Annotated in this window: 20 protein-coding genes; 12 read left to right on the top strand and 8 right to left on the bottom strand. The window is 63.7% G+C overall.

The features are described 5' to 3' along the window. The first annotated feature begins 25 nt into the window (after positions 1-25). Genes G410_RS0104675 through G410_RS0104655 form a run of 5 tightly spaced genes read left to right on the top strand, consistent with a single transcriptional unit; the run spans position 26 to position 6,061 of the window. Complete coding sequence (locus G410_RS0104675; protein WP_022672493.1) at positions 26-901, top strand: XrtA system polysaccharide deacetylase; 876 nt, start codon at positions 26-28, stop codon at positions 899-901. Beyond that, on the top strand, positions 898-1,968 hold the full coding sequence (locus tag G410_RS0104670; RefSeq protein WP_022672492.1) for a FemAB family XrtA/PEP-CTERM system-associated protein: 1,071 nt from the start codon (positions 898-900) through the stop codon (positions 1,966-1,968). The genes G410_RS0104675 and G410_RS0104670 overlap by 4 nt, the downstream gene beginning before the upstream one ends. Further along, positions 1,965-3,185: a TIGR03087 family PEP-CTERM/XrtA system glycosyltransferase gene (locus G410_RS0104665; RefSeq protein WP_022672491.1), complete on the top strand. Its 1,221-nt coding sequence runs from the start codon at positions 1,965-1,967 to the stop codon at positions 3,183-3,185. The genes G410_RS0104670 and G410_RS0104665 overlap by 4 nt, the downstream gene beginning before the upstream one ends. Beyond that, positions 3,182-4,156: an exosortase A gene (gene xrtA / locus G410_RS15640; RefSeq protein ID WP_022672490.1), complete on the top strand. Its 975-nt coding sequence runs from the start codon at positions 3,182-3,184 to the stop codon at positions 4,154-4,156. Before G410_RS0104665 ends, xrtA begins: the two co-directional genes overlap by 4 nt. A 9-nt stretch (positions 4,157-4,165) precedes the next feature. Then, positions 4,166-6,061, top strand: a complete 1,896-nt coding sequence (locus tag G410_RS0104655; RefSeq protein ID WP_022672489.1) for an XrtA/PEP-CTERM system amidotransferase — start codon at positions 4,166-4,168, stop codon at positions 6,059-6,061. Positions 6,062-6,063: 2 nt separating this feature from the next. On the opposite strand, the gene truA is transcribed toward G410_RS0104655, so the two are convergent. Both truA and fmt read right to left on the bottom strand, forming a co-directional pair. Continuing rightward, complete coding sequence (gene truA / locus G410_RS0104650; protein ID WP_022672488.1) at positions 6,064-6,825, bottom strand: tRNA pseudouridine(38-40) synthase TruA; 762 nt, start codon at positions 6,823-6,825, stop codon at positions 6,064-6,066. 3 nt (positions 6,826-6,828) lie between these two features. Beyond that, positions 6,829-7,734 (bottom strand): methionyl-tRNA formyltransferase, encoded by a 906-nt coding sequence (gene fmt, locus G410_RS0104645; protein ID WP_028971065.1) that lies wholly within the window; start codon positions 7,732-7,734, stop codon positions 6,829-6,831. A gap of 167 nt (positions 7,735-7,901) precedes the next feature. On the opposite strand from fmt, the gene recR reads away from it, so the two are divergent. Both recR and def read left to right on the top strand, forming a co-directional pair. After that, complete coding sequence (gene recR / locus G410_RS0104640; RefSeq protein ID WP_028971064.1) at positions 7,902-8,498, top strand: recombination mediator RecR; 597 nt, start codon at positions 7,902-7,904, stop codon at positions 8,496-8,498. Positions 8,499-8,703: 205 nt separating this feature from the next. Continuing rightward, entirely contained in the window at positions 8,704-9,273 is a 570-nt protein-coding gene (gene def, locus G410_RS0104635) for a peptide deformylase (RefSeq protein WP_022672486.1), read from the top strand. Between the two features lie 69 nt (positions 9,274-9,342). On the opposite strand, the gene G410_RS0104630 is transcribed toward def, so the two are convergent. Together G410_RS0104630 and G410_RS0104625 are read right to left on the bottom strand one after the other, a co-directional pair. Further along, a complete protein-coding gene (locus tag G410_RS0104630; protein WP_022672485.1) occupies positions 9,343-9,738 on the bottom strand; it encodes a four-helix bundle copper-binding protein in 396 nt (131 codons plus the stop codon). An 88-nt stretch (positions 9,739-9,826) separates the two neighbouring features. Then, on the bottom strand, positions 9,827-11,083 hold the full coding sequence (locus tag G410_RS0104625) for a penicillin-binding protein activator (protein WP_022672484.1): 1,257 nt from the start codon (positions 11,081-11,083) through the stop codon (positions 9,827-9,829). A gap of 11 nt (positions 11,084-11,094) precedes the next feature. Here G410_RS0104625 and rsmI point away from each other — a divergent pair, with 11 nt between their 5' ends. The 5 genes from rsmI to G410_RS0104600 are packed head-to-tail and all read left to right on the top strand — an operon-like array spanning position 11,095 to position 15,439. After that, a complete protein-coding gene (gene rsmI, locus G410_RS0104620) occupies positions 11,095-11,940 on the top strand; it encodes a 16S rRNA (cytidine(1402)-2'-O)-methyltransferase (RefSeq protein ID WP_022672483.1) in 846 nt (281 codons plus the stop codon). Further along, on the top strand, positions 11,937-12,296 hold the full coding sequence (locus G410_RS0104615; RefSeq protein WP_022672482.1) for a YraN family protein: 360 nt from the start codon (positions 11,937-11,939) through the stop codon (positions 12,294-12,296). Before rsmI ends, G410_RS0104615 begins: the two co-directional genes overlap by 4 nt. A 19-nt stretch (positions 12,297-12,315) precedes the next feature. Continuing rightward, positions 12,316-13,272, top strand: coding sequence for a glutathione synthase (gshB, locus tag G410_RS0104610; RefSeq protein ID WP_028971062.1), 957 nt, complete (start codon positions 12,316-12,318; stop codon positions 13,270-13,272). Positions 13,273-13,282: 10 nt separating this feature from the next. Then, positions 13,283-13,888, top strand: a complete 606-nt coding sequence (locus G410_RS0104605) for a DedA family protein (protein WP_022672480.1) — start codon at positions 13,283-13,285, stop codon at positions 13,886-13,888. 18 nt (positions 13,889-13,906) lie between these two features. Continuing rightward, entirely contained in the window at positions 13,907-15,439 is a 1,533-nt protein-coding gene (locus G410_RS0104600) for an acetyl-CoA acetyltransferase (RefSeq protein ID WP_022672479.1), read from the top strand. Here the strand turns inward: G410_RS0104600 and G410_RS0104595 are convergent. From G410_RS0104595 to G410_RS0104580, 4 genes are all read right to left on the bottom strand, one after another. Beyond that, positions 15,434-16,303, bottom strand: a complete 870-nt coding sequence (locus G410_RS0104595) for an alpha/beta fold hydrolase (RefSeq protein WP_022672478.1) — start codon at positions 16,301-16,303, stop codon at positions 15,434-15,436. The genes G410_RS0104600 and G410_RS0104595 overlap by 6 nt on opposite strands. Before the next feature lie 102 nt (positions 16,304-16,405). Beyond that, a complete protein-coding gene (locus G410_RS18125) occupies positions 16,406-16,849 on the bottom strand; it encodes a JAB domain-containing protein (RefSeq protein WP_162604069.1) in 444 nt (147 codons plus the stop codon). 119 nt (positions 16,850-16,968) lie between these two features. Next, complete coding sequence (locus tag G410_RS18120) at positions 16,969-17,394, bottom strand: hypothetical protein (protein WP_162604068.1); 426 nt, start codon at positions 17,392-17,394, stop codon at positions 16,969-16,971. Between the two features lie 54 nt (positions 17,395-17,448). Beyond that, positions 17,449-17,796 carry a hypothetical protein gene (locus G410_RS0104580; RefSeq protein ID WP_022672475.1) on the bottom strand — a complete coding sequence of 116 codons (348 nt, stop codon included), beginning with the start codon at positions 17,794-17,796 and terminating at the stop codon, positions 17,449-17,451. Positions 17,797-17,805 lie beyond the last annotated feature (9 nt).

Below are 17,805 nucleotides of genomic sequence, written 5' to 3'. Positions count from 1 at the left end.
CATTTGGCGAGGAGCCCCACGCACCATGTTGCAAGGCCCGATCAAGAACGGACCGATCCTGAATGCCATGTCCGTCGATATCGAGGACTGGTTCCAGGTCGGTGCGTTCGAACATACAATCGACCGGACCGATTGGGACAGCCTTACCCGGCGGGTGGAGCGCAACACGCATGCGGTGATCGAGATGTTCGACCGCGCGGGGGTGAAGGCGACCTTTTTCACGCTGGGCTGGGTGGCCGAGCGGCACCCGGCGCTGATGCGGGCGATCGTCGATGCCGGGCATGAGCTGGCCAGTCACGGCTATGGCCATGAGCGGGTTTTTACACTGAGCCCGGAGGTTTTCTCCCGGAATATCGACCGCACGAAGAAACTGCTGGAAGATAGCAGCGGCGCCATGGTGACAGGCTATCGCGCGCCGAGTTTTTCCATCGATAAGCGCACGCCCTGGGCCCATGAGATTTTGGCCGAGCGCGGCTATGGTTATTCCTCGAGCGTGGCCCCGGTGCAGAGCGACCATTATGGCTGGCCGGAAGCTGGCCGCTTCGCCTTTCGTCCGGTCGACGGATCGGATCTGATCGAACTGCCGGTGACCACCGCCGAGTTTGCCGGCAAACGACTGGCGGCGGGTGGCGGCGGCTGGTTCCGCATGCTGCCCTATGCCTTCAGCCGCTGGGCGTTCAACCAGGTAAACCAGCGCGATGCCCGGCCCGGTATCTTCTACTTCCACCCTTGGGAAATCGACCCCGATCAGCCGCGCGTTTCGCATGCGCCGCTGAAATCGCGCCTGCGCCACTATACCAATCTGTCGGCCATGGAAGCCAAGATGGACCGGATGCTTGCGGCCTTCGAGTGGGGCCGCGTGGATAGCGTTGCCGAGCTGGAAAAGCTGCGGCTGGCATGAGCATGCCGTTTGTTCCGGAAACGCCGAGCATAACCGCCGCGCGGCTCGATGACCATGCAGCCATGGAGAAGGCGGCGCAATTTCTCGCAGGACGCGGCGATACGACGCCGTTCCACCGGCCGGAATGGCTGGCTGCCGTGGCGGCGGCTTGCGGTCAACAGGGCCTCTATCTGATCGCTGAGCGTGCAGGCCGCGTTTGCGGCGTCGTGCCGATCACCGAGATGCGTTCGGCGCTGTTCGGCAAGGCGCTGGCATCGTCTGGCTTTGCGGTCGACGGCGGCATTCTGACAGACGATCATGCCACGCGCAAAGCCTTGACCGAAGCCGTGCTCGCTCATGCCGGTGCCCATGATTTTCCCTCCGTGGAGCTGCGCGGCGGGGCATTGCCGGGCGGCCCGGAATGGCAGATCGACGAGACGACCTATTGCGGATTTTCCTGGGATTTGGCCGACAGCGAGGAAGCGCAGCTGAAGGCCGTGCCGCGCAAGCAACGGGCGGAGATACGCAAAGGCCTGAAAGCAGGACTGCAAGTGGAAACTGGCCGTGCCCGGCGCGATCGGGATTGGCATTATCAGGTCTATGCCACCAGCGTTCGCAATCTAGGCACGCCGGTCTTTCCGAAGCGCTTGTTTGCGGAGGTTCTGGACCGCTTCGGTGAGCATGCCGATATCCTGACCGTCCTGCACGACGGCGCGCCGGTGGCCAGCGTCCTCAGCCTTTATCATGACGGCGTGGTGATGCCCTATTGGGGCGGCGGGGTGCATGCGGCGCGCATGCTCCGGGCCAGTGAGATCATGTATTTTACCCTGATGCGCCACGCCGCAGGGCGCGGCTGCACCCGCTTCGATTTTGGCCGATCCAAGACCGGCACCGGTCCGTGGAGTTACAAGAAAAACTGGGGGTTCGATCCGCAGCCGCTGCGCTATGCCAGCTGGAGCAGGGACGGGCAGAAGCGGGACGTGAACCCCAATAGCCCGAAATATCGCGCCATGGTGTCGGCCTGGCAGAAACTGCCGCTGCCCGTGGCAAACATGATCGGCCCATGGCTTTCCAAGGGTTTGGGATGAGTATCCTTTTCCTCGCCCACCGGATGCCGTGGCCACCGGATCGCGGCGACAAGATACGGTCCTATCATATGCTGCGCTGGATGACCGAGCGCGCACCGGTTCATGTGGCCGCCTTCGTCGATCAGCTCGACGACTGGCAGCATGAGGAGTCGCTCAAGGCGGTTGCGCAATCCACGGTGCTGGAGCCGCGCCTGCGGCCAATGTGGAAAGCGGGTCTGCGCGCGCTGGCCATGCGGCGGCCAGTCTCGCTGGTCGCATTCGATTCGCCCACGATGCGCCGCAAGATCAATTTGCTGGTGAAGCGCGCACGGATCCAGACGATCCACATTTTTTCCAGCCAGATGGCGCAATATGTTCCCAAAAGCTTTCAGGGCCGGGTGGTCATGGATTTCGGCGATGTCGATAGCGCCAAGTTCGAACGCTATGGCCATGAAGGCGGCGGCCCGATGGGCTGGATCAACCGGCGCGAGGGCAAATTGCTGGCCGACGTCGAAAAACGGATCGCCCGCCGCGCCGATGCCAGTCTGTTCGTGAGCGAAGCCGAGGCGGCGTTGTTCCGGGAGCGCAGCGGGGCCGGGCGGGTACATGCCATCGGCAACGGGATCGACTTTTCCACCTTCGATCCGGCCAATCCGGACATCGTGCCGCTGGTGGATCGTCCGGAGGGACCACTGATCCTGTTCACCGGCCAGATGGATTATCGCCCGAATATCGAGGCGGTGGCGGATTTTGCCCGCAACGCGATGCCCGCGATTCGCACGGCGCATCCAGCCGCCCGCTTCGCGATCGTGGGGCGTGCGCCGAGCGCGGAGGTTCGCGCACTGGACGGATGTCACGGTAGTTTCGTGACCGGAGAAGTGCCCGATACGCGCAGCTGGCTGGCCGCTGCCGATCTGGTCGTGGCACCGCTGCGTATCGCGCGCGGCGTGCAGAACAAGGTGCTGGAGGCGATGGCCATGGCGCGTCCCGTGTTGGCGAGCGGCGCTGCGTTCGAAGGCATCGATGCGGTTTCCGGCGAGCATCTGATGGTGGCCGACGGCGCTGCTCAGGAAGCCGAGATGGCCAGCGCGCTATTGTCCGATCCTGCCCGCGCCACCCGCATGGGACAGGCCGCGCGCCACCATGTCATGACGCATTATGACTGGGGCAGCCAGCTGGCGCCGTTGGGACCAATCCTCGGCATATCCGATCCGGCAGCCAATGGTGCTTCGCTGTGACCGCTCTGGCCGCCCGCGTTGATAGCAACGCTTCCCTGTGGAACGCCACGCTGCCACTGCTCGGCGGCACCATGCTGGTCATCCTCGCGCTGTTCTGGCGGGATAGCGCACAGATTTTCGATATTTGGTGGAACATCTCCACCTACAGCCATTGCCTGCTGTTGCCGCCGATCATCGTCTGGCTGGTCTGGCAGCGCAAGGCCGAGCTGGCCGCGCTGACGCCCGCTGCATGGTGGCCGGGCCTACTCTGGGGCGCGGCGGGGGCGGCGATCTGGCTTGGCGGCGCGATGCTCGATATCAATTTTGCGCGCCATCTGGCCCTGCTGATCTTGCTGCAGAGCGCCGTGCTGACGCTGACCGGCCCTATGGTGGGGCGCGGGCTGGCCTTTCCGTTTCTTTTCTCCTTCTTTCTGGTGCCGTTTGGCGATGAACTGATTTATCCCCTTCAGATTGTGACGGCCGAGATGAGCATGGTTCTGCTCGGCTGGAGTGGTATTCCCGCGCATCTTTCAGGCCTGTATATCGCCACGCCGGCGGGCCTGTTCCATGTGGCGGAAGCCTGTTCGGGCGTGAAATTCCTGATCGCGATGGTCGCGCTCGGTGCTCTGGTTGCCAATCTGTGTTTTAACAGTGCGCGCCGCCGTATCGCGTTTCTCGCGGCATGCGTGATTGTGCCGATTGTCGCCAATGGCATCCGCGCCTGGGGCACCATCATCATCGCGCATTATCACGGGCTCGATTTTGCGGCGGGGTTCGATCATATCTTTTACGGCTGGATATTTTTCGGCGTGGTGATCGGACTCGTTCTGGCCGCCGCCTGGCCGTTTTTCGACAAGAGCGCGGACGCGGCCGCATTCGATCCGGCACGGTTGCAGGGCGCGTTTGCCGGAAAGATCGAAGAGCGGCCGGCGGCGGCAGCGCTGGTCGGCATTGCCGCGCTGCCGCTCGCCATCGCCGCTATGCTGTTCTAGGGCCGCTTCATGTGTGGCATCGCAGGTATATTTCACATCGGCACGGCCAAGCCGGTCGATCCGGCGCGCATCGGTGCCATGACCGATGCCATCGCGCATCGCGGTCCGGACGGCGAAGGGGTGTGGACCGCACCCGGCATCGGGCTGGGCCATCGCCGTCTGTCGATCATCGATCTGGAGGGCAGCCCGCAGCCGATGGGCTATGCCGACGGTCGCTTTCAGATCATCTTCAATGGCGAGATTTACAACTTCGCCGCCCTGCGCTGCGAGCTGGAAGCCAAGGGCCATGTCTTCGCCACCCACGGAGATACGGAAGTCATTCTGGCCGCTTTTGCGCAATGGGGTGAGGCCTGCCTTTCGCGGCTCGACGGCATGTTCGCGTTCGCATTGTACGATCAGCGGACCAGATCGCTGTTTCTGGCGCGTGATCGGCTTGGCGTAAAACCGCTTTTTTACACCGCCTTGTCCGACGGATCGGTTGCGTTTGCATCCGAGCTCAAGGCGTTGCTGGTGCATCCGCTGCTGCGGCGCGTGCCGGATGAGCGGGCGGTCGAGGATTATCTGGCGTTCGGCTATGTGCCAGACGATCGATCGATCGTGAAAGGCGTGATGAAACTGCCGGCCGCGCATTGTCTCACGCTTCGCAGTGGCGGCGGCCTGGCCGAACCGCAGCGCTGGTGGGACGTCGATTTCACACAGCGCTCCAGGGCCAAAGTGGGTGAGCTGGAGGAAGAGCTGGTTGCGCTGATGCGCGCTGCGGTCACGAGCCGCATGGTCGCCGATGTACCCTTGGGCGCCTTCCTGAGCGGAGGAGTCGACAGCAGCAGCGTGGTCGCGCTCATGGCCGAGTCCTCGCGCCGGGCGGTGACCACCTGTTCCATCGGGTTCGATGAAAAGGGCCTCGACGAAAGCGATTATGCGCGCACCATCGCACAGCGGTTCGCGACCGACCATCACGCGCGCACCGTGGGCGCGGACCAGTTCGAGCGGATCGACCGGCTGGCAGACATCTATGACGAGCCCTTTGCCGATGCTTCCGCGCTGCCGACGCTGAGCGTGTGCGAGCTGGCGCGCGAGCATGTCACCGTGGCGCTGTCCGGCGATGGCGCGGACGAGGCGCTGGCAGGCTATCGCCGCCAGGTGTTTCATGCCGCGGAAGAGCGCGTGCGGGGCCTGTTGCCGGCGGGATTGCGATCCTCCCTGCTGGGCGGGCTCGGGGCGATCTACCCCAAGGCGGATTGGGCACCGCGGCCCTTGCGCGCCAAGACGACGCTGCTCTCGCTCGCCCGCAGCGGGGCGGAGGGCTATGCCGATGCGCTCAGCGTGACCGGCCCGGATGCGCGGCAGTCGCTTTATGCCAGCCATATGCGCGGGGCGCTGGGCGAGTACCGCGCAGAAGACCGGCTGATCCGGCTTATGGAGAACGCCCCGGCGCGGTCTGGGCTGGACCGGGCGCAATATGCCGATCTCACCTTCTGGCTGCCCGGAGACGTTCTGACCAAGACCGACCGGGCGAGCATGGCGATGGGCCTGGAAGCGCGCGAGCCGTTGCTCGACCATCGGCTGATCGAATTTGCCGCGCGCTTGCCGGAGAAGTTCCGGGTGCGGCGCGGGCAGGGCAAATGGCTGATGAAAAGCGCCATGGAGCGCTATCTGCCCGAAGACATATTGTATCGGCCGAAAATGGGCTTTGTCACCCCGATCAGCGCCTGGTTTCGCGGGCCGCTGGCAGGGCAGGCGCGGGCCATGGGCAGCCGATCGGCGCTGGCCCGCACGGGCTGGTTCGATGGCGTTGCGCTGGACCGAATGGCGGAAGACCATATCGCAGGCCGCCGGGATCATGGGCGGCTGATCTGGCAGATGCTGATGCTCGAAAAATCGATGACGCGCCTGTTCGGGCTGTAGCTTTATGGTGCAATTGTCTGTTCGCCCGGATAGCTGGCGCCGACGAAATAGAGGCCGTCCGGCGGCGCGTTGAAGCCCAGCGCATGGCGATCCGCCGCGTCCAGTGCGGCCTTCATATCCTCCACCCGCCATTTGCCTTCCCCCACCATCTTCAGGCATCCGACCATTGATCGCACCTGATGATGCAGGAAAGAACGGGCCTGCGCGCGGATGCTGATCGCATCGCCGTTCCGCTCCACATCCAGCCGGTCGAGCGTCTTGACCGGGCTGGCGGACTGGCAGTGCGCGGAGCGAAAGGTGGTGAAGTCATGCCGGCCGAGCAGCATATCGGCCGCCGCCTGCATGGCATCTTCATCGAGCGGCGGCTTCACCTGCCAGATCAGGCCGCGTTCAAAGGTCAGCGGCGCGCGGCGATTGATAATCCGATAGATATACCGCCGTTCGGTGCAGCTGAAGCGGGCGTGCCAATCCTCTGGCACCAGCGCGCAGCCGATTACGGCAACCGGATCGGGCCGTAATTTGGCGTTGAGCGCTTCCATCATGCGAAAAGCGGGCAGCGCCATGGCGATGTCCGCATGCGCGCGCATGGCCAGCGCGTGGACCCCGGCGTCGGTGCGCCCGGCGGCATGCACCGTCACCTCTTCGCCGGTGATGGTACGGATCGCCCGTTCCAGAGCGGCCTGCACCGACGGGTCGCTATGCTGGCGCTGCCAGCCGACATAGGGGCGGCCGTCAAACTCTATGGTGAAGGCGTAGCGGGGCATGGGTCAGGCGAGCATGGTACCGACGGGCAGGGCATTGCCGCGCAGAAAATCGTCCAGCGACATCGCCGGTTTGCCCGCGCGCTGGATGAGCGCGGGGCGGATGGCCCCTGTGCCGCAGGCGATGGTCAGCCGATCGTCCAGCACCGTGCCGGGCGCCCCATCCTTGCCCTGGAGCGTGGCGGCATGCACCCGGTAGCGCTCGCCGTCATGCTCGAAAAATGCGCCCGGCACGGGATTGAACGCGCGCACCTGGCGAAGGACCGCGTCGCCCGATGCGGCAAAATCGATCCGTGCCTCGGCCTTGTCGATCTTCGCGGCATAGGTCGCGCCATGTTCCGGCTGTTTTTCAGCGGGATAGCTGCCGATATTGTCCAGCACCTCGGCCATCAGTGCGGCCCCGCGCACGGCCAGTTCGTCGGTGATCTCACCCGCTGTCCGGTCCGCGATCGGCGTGGCCGCCATGGCGAGCATCGGGCCGGTATCCAGTCCGGCTTCCATCTGCATGATGGTGACACCGGTCTCCGCGTCGCCAGCCAATATCGCGCGTTGCACCGGGGCCGCGCCACGCCAGCGCGGCAGCAGCGATCCATGGACGTTGAGACAGCCGAGGCGCGGCGCATCGAGGATCGCCTGCGGCAAAATCAGGCCATAAGCGGCGACGATGGCGACATCCAGCTTCAGCCCGGCGAAATAGGCATGTTCATCGGCGCTGCGCAGCGAGGTGGGCGTGCGCACCGGCAGGCCCAGTTCCTGCGCACGGGCATCGACGGGCGTGGGCGTGACCTTTTTGCCCCGGCCCGCGCGGCGCGGCGGCTGCGAATAGACCATGGCGATGTCGTGCCCCGCCAGCTGCAGGGCGTTGAGCGTCGGCACGGCAAAGTCCGGCGTTCCCATAAAGGCTAGGCGCATTGGTTCTTCGGTCCCGTCTGTTGCAAAACGTTTGGCCTCATACGCAGGCAGGAGGGCTATCCGCCAAGCACCGCGCTGCATGGATAACCGTCACGGCCGTACTTGGCAGGAACGGTGTGGCGTTGTTGGTGCTTTCATTCAACCTCCGCATTTCCTACCTTTCGATCATGGCATCTCAAGAAATCGAAGCGTTGACACAGGCGCTGGCCCGGCTGCCCGGTCTGGGCCCGCGATCGGCGCGGCGCGCGGTTCTGCATCTGATGAAGAAGCGTGAGGGTTCGCTGCTGCCGCTCCTCTCCGCGTTGAAGGCGGTGAGCGAAACGCTGACCACCTGTTCCACCTGCGGCAATGTGGACACCACCGATCCGTGCGCGATCTGCCTCGATCCACGGCGCGATGCAAAGTCGCTTTGCGTGGTGGAAGAGGTCGCCGATCTCTGGGCGCTCGACCGATCGCGCCTGTTTCCGGGCCGCTATCATGTGCTCGGTGGCCGGCTGAGCGCGCTGGAAGGCGTGCGGCCCGAGGATCTGTCGATCGATCAGCTGATTGCGCGGGTGACCGCCGGCGGCATCGACGAGGTGGTGCTGGCGATGAACGCGACCCTGGAAGGGCAGACCACCGCGCATTTCATTGCCGAGCGGCTGGAGGACAAGCCGGTGCGGCTGACGCAGCTGGCCCACGGCATGCCGGTGGGCGGCGAGATGGACTATCTGGATGAAGGCACCTTGGCGCAGGCGCTGCGCGCGCGTCGCCCGATCGGCTGAACGACGCGCGAAGGGTGACAGAAGCGACAGGCCGCGCGGGTGAAAACCCGGTGAGCCGTGGGCCATCGTCGGCCAGTGGACAGGACGGGCTAGGGCGGTGCGCATGAGCGGAGTGTAGCGGATGGCGCACCTTGTAGGACAGAACGTAGTTTGCCCCGCGTCTCCCCTGCTTGACCGCTGCGCGCTGCGATCTTATCTCACGCCCATGGCTATAAGACCGATCCTTGAAGTGCCGGACCCCCGGCTGAAAACCGTTTCCACCCCCGTGACCGAGTTCGACGACGCGTTGCGCACGCTGGTGGAGGACATGTTCGACACGATGTACGATGCGCCGGGCATCGGCCTGGCTGCGATCCAGGTGGGCGTGCCCAAGCGCGTGCTGGTGATCGATCTGCAGGAGCCCGATCCGGATGCGGAGCCGGAACCATGCAATCATGACGGCCATGCGCATACGCATCAGCCGGTGAAGCGCGATCCGCGCGTGTTCATCAATCCGGAAATTCTCGATCCGTCCGACGATCTCAGCGTGTATCAGGAGGGCTGCCTGTCGGTTCCCGATCAATATGCCGATGTCGAGCGTCCGGCCACCATTCGTGCCCGCTGGCAGGATCTGGACGGGAAGGTGCATGAGGAAGATATGGACGGTCTCTGGGCCACCTGCCTTCAGCATGAGATGGACCATCTCGAAGGGGTGTTGTTCATCGATCATCTGTCACGTCTGAAGCGCCAGATGGTGTTGAAAAAGCTCAACAAGCTGCGCAAGGAAGCCGCATAAGAAAACCGCCTCATCCGGGAGGAGAGGCGGTTTTGCTAAATTCTATAGAATGATCGGGTCGGCTGTACTTCAGCTGCCCTTTTTCATGACCGCAAGCGCCTTGCGGCAATCTTCGATCGTTTCGCGGCACATCGTGGCGCAGCGCTTGCAGTGGGGATTGTCATGCTTTTCGCATTCCTCGGCGCAGCGCTCGCACGCCTGGATGCACAGTTCGAACATGCTCATGATCAACTGCACATTGCCCGCCGTGCGGCGGCTGGCGGTGCGATAGGTTGCGGTGCAGATGTCCGAACAATCCGAACAGGCGCGGATGCATTGGCGCATATCGCCGTCCTCGGCGCTATCGGCATCGGCGCAGCTATTGGCGATCGCGGCGCAATACATGGCGTGGCGCACGGCCAGGCCGAGCGCCGCGTCCTCATTCTGGACTTGCGGATGGTCGGCAATCATTTCGGCGATAGACATGAATTTCTCCTGATGGGTTTCAGGAGATCAACCGGGCGACGGCGTGCTTCGTTCCGCCGCCCGGAAAAATCGCGCAGGAACAGCCCGGTCAGAAACCGCGCGGCGCAGGATCGATCGTGACGAAACGGCCACTCTGAATCTCCTGCACCTCCAGATTGCGTTCGTTCAGGCCGTTGGGCAGCAGGCGGAAGCTGCCATCGATGCCGATAAACCCTTCGGGATCGGTGAGCCGCTGGACGGGGAAGGGCGTGCCCACCTTCCAGTTCTTGGCGATATTGGCGACCAGCAGCACCGCGTCATAGCCCAGGCTGGACAGGCGGAAGGGCATGCGGCCGAAGCGCGTTTCATATTTATCGGCATATTGGCGATAGAGATCGTCCGAAACGCTGGCGAAGATTCCGCCGCGCATGGGGATGGACCCGGCCAGGGCGCTTTCGGTGTTCCACAATTCGGTGCCCAGGAACTGCGCGGTTCCGGCACCATTGCGGCGCAGCAGCGGAGCGGCCGCCATCGCGGCGCGCCCGGTATCGGCAATCAGCACGGCGTCGAACGGCCCGGCTGCCGCAAGCGCCTTGGTGGCCGCATCCACGGACTGGCTGGTCCGGTCATAGGGCTGCACGCCGACCAGCATGCCACCGGCGGCGCGCACGGAACTGTTGAGCGCGCCGGTCGCCCGCTGGCCATAGACATTCTGCGGCACCAGCCCGGCAATGCGCGTCTTGCCCTGAGATACGGCATAGCGGACCACACGGTCGATCGACTGGCTGGGCAGATGGCCCAGGATGAAGACGTTGCGGCCCGCCACGCCGGAATCATTGGAGAAGCTGAGGATGGGGATATTGCGCTGCTGCGCGACACCGGCAACCGTGACCACATTGTCCCCCAGCAAGGGGCCGAGGATCAGGCTGTTGCCGTCCGCCACGGCGCGCTGGGCCGCGGCGCGGGGATCCTTGGCGGTATCATAGGTGGTCATGCGGATATTGGAGGCGTTGATATCGAGCAACGCCAGCGTGGTCGCATTGGCGATCGACTGACCGATGTCGGCATTTTCGCCAGTGGTCGGCAGCAGCAGCGCAACCTTGTGGCGGCTATTGTCTGCGGTGATGACATTGCCCGGCTGCTGCGAAGCGGAGCTGGGCGGCGCGGTATCGGTGCGCGGTGGAGGACGGCGCCCGCCGCTGGGCACCAGAGTCTCGCACCCCGTCAGGAAGATCAACCCGGCCACAGCGCCCATTTTTTTCAGACCGCCCTGCGTCAGGCGGCCCTTTTTCAGGAAGGTCGTGACGCGACCTTTTCCGGCGATATCTGCAACGCCTGCTTGCCGCGCTATAACTGCTTCTGTCATGACCTACCCTCATGCAAACCGATTTTTCTCCCGGCATCTATATCGTGGCCACGCCAATCGGCAACCTGGCAGATGTCAGCGCCCGCGCCGCCGCCATATTGGAGGCCGCCGATATCGTGGCGGTGGAGGACAGCCGGGTGACGGCCAAGCTGTTGCGCCATCTGGGCCTGCACAAGCCGATGCGCCCCTATCATGATCATAGCGGCGAGCGGGAGCGGGACGATCTGATCGCGGCGGCACAGCAAGGCGTGGTCGCGCTGGTGAGCGATGCCGGCACGCCGCTGATTTCCGATCCGGGATACAAGCTCGTCCGCGCGGCGCGGGAGGCCGGGGTGATGGTGTCCAGTGCGCCAGGGCCGAACGCGGCGATCATGGCGCTGTCGATCAGCGGCCTGCCGACCGACCGGTTTCTGTTCGCCGGATTCCTGCCGACCAAGGAAAAGGCGCGGGCCGATATATTGACGGAGTTCAAACCGCTGCGCGCCACGCTGATCTTTTATGAAAGCGGGCCGCGGCTTGGCCGCACGCTGGCGGCGATGGCAGAGCTGCTGGGCGGATCCCGCGAGGCCGCCGTGGCGCGGGAGCTGACCAAGCGGCATGAGGAGGTGGTCACCGGCAGCCTGGGCGATCTGGCCGCGCAATACGACGCGCAGACGCCCAAGGGAGAAATCGTTCTGATGGTCGGCCCGCCGGTGGAGCAATCGGTGGAAGCGAGCGAAGACGATATCGAGGCGGCGCTGCTGGAGGCCCTGGAACGCCTGCCGACGTCCAAGGCGGCGGGAGAGGTGGCACAGCGCTTCGGGCTCGACCGCAAGGAACTGTATGTCCGCGCCACGGCGCTCAAGAGCCGCGGATGAACCGGCGGCTCGCGGCGGAACGGCGCGGGCGGCGGGCGGAACGGATCGCGGCCTGGTGGCTGCGGCTGCACGGCTATCGCATTCTCGGCCAGCGCGTGCGCAATCCGCGCGGGGAGATCGACATCGTGGCCCGGCGGGGCAGGGTGGTGGCCTTTGTCGAGGTCAAGGCGCGCGCCAGTGAAAAGGAACTGGAAACGGCCATCGATGCCTATCGCTTCCGCCGGGTGGTGGCCGCGGCGGAAGTGGCCATCCCGCAATATTGCGGGGAACGCTTCGATGCGCGGTTCGATATCATCCTACTTGCGCCGGGCCGGTGGCCGCGCCACCTGACCAATGTCTGGCACGCTGGCCAATGAACGATCGAAGGAAACCGTGATGAAAGCCGCCATTCAGATGGACACGCTGGAGGGGATCAACATCGCCGGCGACTCCAGCTTCGCGATCTTGCTGGCCGGGCAGGCGCGCGGCGTGGAGCAATTCTATTATGATGTGCGCGATCTCACCTGGCACGACGGTCGGCTCACCACCCGCGCTTTTCCGGTGACAGTGCAGCGCGTCGAAGGCGATCATTATACGCTGGGCGAGCCAGTGACGCTCGATCTCGGTAGAGATGTGGACGTGGTGCTGATGCGGCAGGATCCACCGTTCGACAGTGGCTATCTCACCGGCACCTGGCTGCTGGAGCAGATCGCCGACGAGACGCTGGTAATCAACGATCCCAAGGCCGTACGGGACGCCCCTGAGAAAATTTATGTGCTGGATTATCGGCGCTTCATGCCGCCCACGCTGATCACCCGGCGGCTGGACGAGGTGCGCCGCTTTCAGGCGGAACATGGGGCTATCGTGATCAAGCCGCTGCACGGAAACGGCGGCAAGGCGGTGTTCCGTATCGGCGAAGATGGCGACAATCTGTCCGCGCTGATCGAAATGTTCAACCAGACCTGGAAGGAGCCGCATATGGTGCAGCCCTTCCTTCCGGATATCGCCAAGGGGGACAAGCGCATCGTGCTGATCGACGGCGAATTTGCCGGCGCGATCAACCGAAAGCCGGGCGAGGGCGAGTTCCGCTCCAACCTTGCGCAGGGCGGCTATGCCGAGGCGGCACAGCTGACTGAGATCGAGCAGGACATCTGCGACGCCATGGGGCCGGAACTGCGGCGGCTAGGCCTCGTCTTCGTCGGCATCGACGTGATCGGCGGCAAATGGCTGACCGAAATCAACGTGACGTCCCCCACCGGCATCGTGGCCATCGACAAGTTCAACGGGACCGACAGTTCGGGCATGATCTGGGACGCCATCGAACGCCGTCTCGCCGAACGCGCCGCTGCATGAGCGCCGCGCAGTGAGCAGCTGGATCATCCACATCGTTGCCGCCGGGGGCTATTGGGGCATCGCTTTCCTGATGTTCCTGGAAAACGTGTTTCCCCCGATCCCGTCCGAAGTGATTATGGGGTTGGCCGGCATCCAGGTTGGTCAGGGAAAGATGGATTTCTGGACGGTCATTCTGGCCGGGACGATCGGTTCGACATTGGGAAACTACGCCTGGTATCTGCTGGGCCGTGTCTACGGGTTCCGGCGTCTGGAGGGCTTCGTCAATCGCTGGGGCCGCTGGCTGACGGTGGACTGGGAAGATGTGCAGAAGATCAATGCGCTGTTTACGCGGCACGGTGGAAAGATCGTTTTCGTTCTGCGCTTCATGCCCGCCTTCCGCACGATCGTGTCGCTGCCCGCCGGGCTCTTTCGCATGGGAACAACCCGGTTTCTGGTCGTTACCTTCGCAGGCGCGGCAATCTGGAATGTCATTCTGACCGGCGCAGGCTATTATCTCGGCCGCAATTTTGAGGCGATCAACGATTATGTCGGGCCGATTGCGACCGCGACGATGGTGTTGATCCTGATATTCTACCTTTATCGCGTGGCCACCTGGAAGCCGCACGACCAACGCTGAACGCTGGAGCGGGCGGCCATGGACCATATCGCAGACAACACGCCGATCATCATCGGGGTCGGCCAATATGCCGAGCGGCTCGACGATCCCGGCTATCGAGCGCTTTGCCCCATGGATCTCGCTGGCGAAGCGCTTGCTGCGGCCATGGCCGATTGCCAGAGCGCCGATGATGTCGGTGCGGCCATCGATACCGTCGCGGCCATTCGCCAGTTCGAGATATCGACGCCGGTGGCCAAGGCGCCCTTCGGCGGGTCGCACAATGTGCCGCGGTCCATTGCGCGGCGGGTAGGGGCCAATCCCGATCGCGCCATTCTTGAGATTGTCGGGGGGCAGGGGCCGCAAAAGCTGGTCGGCGAACTGGCGCAGGATATTTTCGAAGGCCGAAGCAGCTGCGCCACGATTGTCGGGGCGGAGGCTATCTCCACCATGCTCGCCTTGCAGGCCAGGGACGAACGGGCGGATTGGTCCGAGGCGGTGCAGGGCTCGCTGGACGATCGCGGCTATGGCATGAAAGGCCTGATCGACACTCCCCTGATCGCACATGGTGTCGGCGCGCCGATTGCGGGCTATGCCCTGCTGGAAAATGCCCGGCGCGCGCGGCTGGGGCGCGGTCTGGAAGACTATCGATCGGATATCGGACGTCTGTTTGCGCCGTTCACCGATGTTGCGGCGGCCAATCCTTATGCCGCCGCGCCGATCGCCTGTTCAGCCAGCGAGCTGGCAAGGGTCACGGAACGCAACCGCATCGTCGCCGAACCCTATACCCGGCTCACGGTGGCCCGTGATCAGGTGAATCAGGGGGCGGCAATCCTCATCGCCTCGGCCGGCAAGGCACGCGCGCTTGGCATTGCCGAAGACCGCTGGGTGCATATCCACGGGGTTTGCGACGCCAAGGAAGCCTCCGTCCTGTCGCGCGCGGAGCTGAATGTGAGCCAGGCGGCCATCGCCTCGGTCCGCGGCGCGCTCGATATCGCCGGGATCACTCTGGACGATCTTGCTTATATCGATCTTTACAGCTGCTTCGCCATCGCGGTCTTCAACCTTACCGATGCGCTGGATCTTGCGCCGGACGATCCCCGCGGCCTGACCCTGACGGGCGGGCTGCCTTTCTTCGGCGGTCCCGGCAACAATTATTCCGCGCATGCCATCGCCGAGGCGGTCCAGCGTTTGCGGGCCGACCGCGAGGCTTATGCCATGATCGGCGCGAATGGCGGCATCATGAGCAAATATGCCACCGGCATCTATTCCTGCCGCCCTGCCGACTGGTCGGCAAAATCGCGCTGGACCAGTCTGCCCGACGAACCGCCAGCAATCACTGTGGTCGATGAGCACCATGGCCATGCGACGATCGAAAGCTACACGTTTTTACCGCGACGCACAGGGGATCGCGGCGTGATCGTGGCACGAACGGCCACGGGCGAGCGCCTGGTTGCCATGGCCGATCCCGATCATCCGGCCACCCTGGAAAGGCTGGCTGAAGGCGATGCGATCGGCCAGAACGTTTCCGTCCAACCGGGCGGTGATGGCCGCTCGCTGTTTCGCTTTTTATAGAAATGCCCGGAGTTCGGCGATGAACTGATCGAACTGGTCATGATGGACCCAGTGACCGGCCTTCTGATAATTGGAAACCCGGGCATTGGGGAAATGCTCTGCGCGCCCATCCTCTTGCGGATTGGACGCCCAGCTATCCTCTCCGTAGATCAGCAGGGTTTCGCAATGGATACGGGTCCACAGCGCTTCGATGTCGCGATAATCCATGTCGATCACCGGCCAGAGATGGACATAGGGGTCGAACTTCCAGCTATAGCTACCGTCTTCGTTGCGCATGACGGCATGGAGCGTCAGGTGGCGGGCCTGCTCGTCCGAAAGGTAGCGATTGGCCTCGCGCATCCGGTCATAGGCCATATCGAAGCTCTCATAGCGTTTGGGCAGCCGGGCGGCGGCGGCTCGCTTGTCGCTGATCCAGCCGCGAATGCGCTCATCGAACGGCGTCTCCAGGCGTTTCTCCTGCATCTCCAGCGAGGGCCCGAGCCCTTCGATCGCGACGAGCTTGCGCACATTGTCCGGATACAGCCCGGCATAACGCAGCGCGATATTGCCCCCCAGCGAATGTGCCACGAGGGTAACGGGGGCAAGGCCGAGCTGGTGGATCAGCTGCGCCAAATCATAGACATAGCTGGTGATGGGATAATCGCCTGGCCCGTTCCATTCGCTATCGCCATGGCCGCGCAGATCGGGGCAGATGACATGCCAGTCATTGCGTAGCGCCTGCGCCGTCCAATCCCAGCTGCGGGCATGATCGCGCCCGCCATGCAGCAGGATCAAGGGCGGCGCGTCCGGGTTGCCCCAGTCCACATAATGCAGACGGGTCCGCTGGGAGATCAGGCTTTGCGAAGTGGGGCCGATAAGGTCCATGGCAGTCCTTGCTATTCGTGACCGCTAGCTTCGAACCAGTTACTGCCGGGCGCGTCAATATCATTGGACGCCGAAAATTGCGCCCTGCAGATTCCGATCAGCTCAATGGAGCATCCCCGCGTCACGCATCGAGAAATTCCGACCACCTATGATGATGTGATCGATCAGCCGGATATTGAGGGGTCCGAGCGCGCGCTGGATATGGTGTGTCACCCGCAAGTCGGCGCTGCTCGGCCTGGGATCGCCCGAAGGATGATTATGGGCCAGGATGATCGCGGTGGCATCAAGCTCGAGCGCCCGCCGGGCGACTTCACGCGGAAAGATCGCCGATTCGTCGACGGTGCCGTGACAGCAGACTTCATCGGCTACCAGCCGCGCCCCATTGTCCAGATAGAGCGCGCGAACCTCTTCGCGGCCGAGATGGGCCATGCGGGTTCTCAGATAATCTTGCAAAAGCCGGGAATCTGCCAGGATGGGCGCCGTCGAAAGTCTGGCGGTGAGGGCACAGACATGGGCTGCGCGTGCAGCGCTGATACGCTCGGCCACGTCATGCGGCACCATGGTTTGCAACAATCGCTGTTCGGCATCCAGAACCGCGGCGAGCGAACCGAATCTGGCCAGTAAGCGCCGCGCCTGATCGCAGGATGATGCCGGAAAAGCGCCGATCAGGCGTCGGAGGGCATGATATTCTTCCGGCGATGCTGAAACCATGTTCCCAGCGCCATCGATCCGATCGCTGGATAAGCCCAGAACCCCTGCGAAAGGGAATAGGCCTTCGCCGCGAATTCCGGCATCGCAGCGGCGGCCACATGGGTCATCAGGCCGACCAGGCAAAACCCGGCGAACCACATCGGCCAGTAACGATTGGTGCTCAGTGCCAATGTGGTAATGGCCAGCATCGTCATCCCGTCGATGATGAGCAGGCTCAGACTCGCATCGGCCCAGCCCAGGCCATGCGGGGCGAGATCCGATGTCAGAAAGCTGGCCAGGATCACGATCACCGCGCCGATCCGTTCCGGTTTTCCCCCGTAACAAAGAGCGTAGCCGCAGCATGATGTCATGAAAGCAAGATAGAAGAGATAAAGTACCACGGGATTGACTGAACCATTTTGGGGTGGGCACAGTCAATCCCGTGGCCTCCCCCCTCAGGCGGCGTCCGAAACCACCTGAAGACCGTTATTGGCGCTGTTCAGACCCTTGTCTGGCGAGCCGCCAAAATTCATTGCGCGCAGACCGATATTGGTCTGCGTCTCGAACAGACCGTTATGCGCTTCGACCATGTCCTGACGCGCGGCAGCCAGATGCTGCATGCTGGAGGCGGCGCGGGAAAAGGCTTCCTGGCCGACGACTGCGGAAAGATTGGCCATGCGGCGCGCTTCGGGCAGCGCCATGTTGAGCTGCGCTACGCGGGCAAAGGCCTCATCGATGGCGGCTTCGGCGGCGAGCAGTTTTGCGGCCACGTCACGGGCGGCGGCAATGCGTTCGTTTCTCATCACTAAACT

Origin of the sequence: Novosphingopyxis baekryungensis DSM 16222, from assembly GCF_000420305.1 — a bacterium.
GTDB classification, from domain to species: domain Bacteria; phylum Pseudomonadota; class Alphaproteobacteria; order Sphingomonadales; family Sphingomonadaceae; genus Novosphingopyxis; species Novosphingopyxis baekryungensis.
The sequence above is the reverse complement of the archived record's forward strand: the minus strand, read 5'-3'. Positions and strand labels throughout refer to the sequence as shown.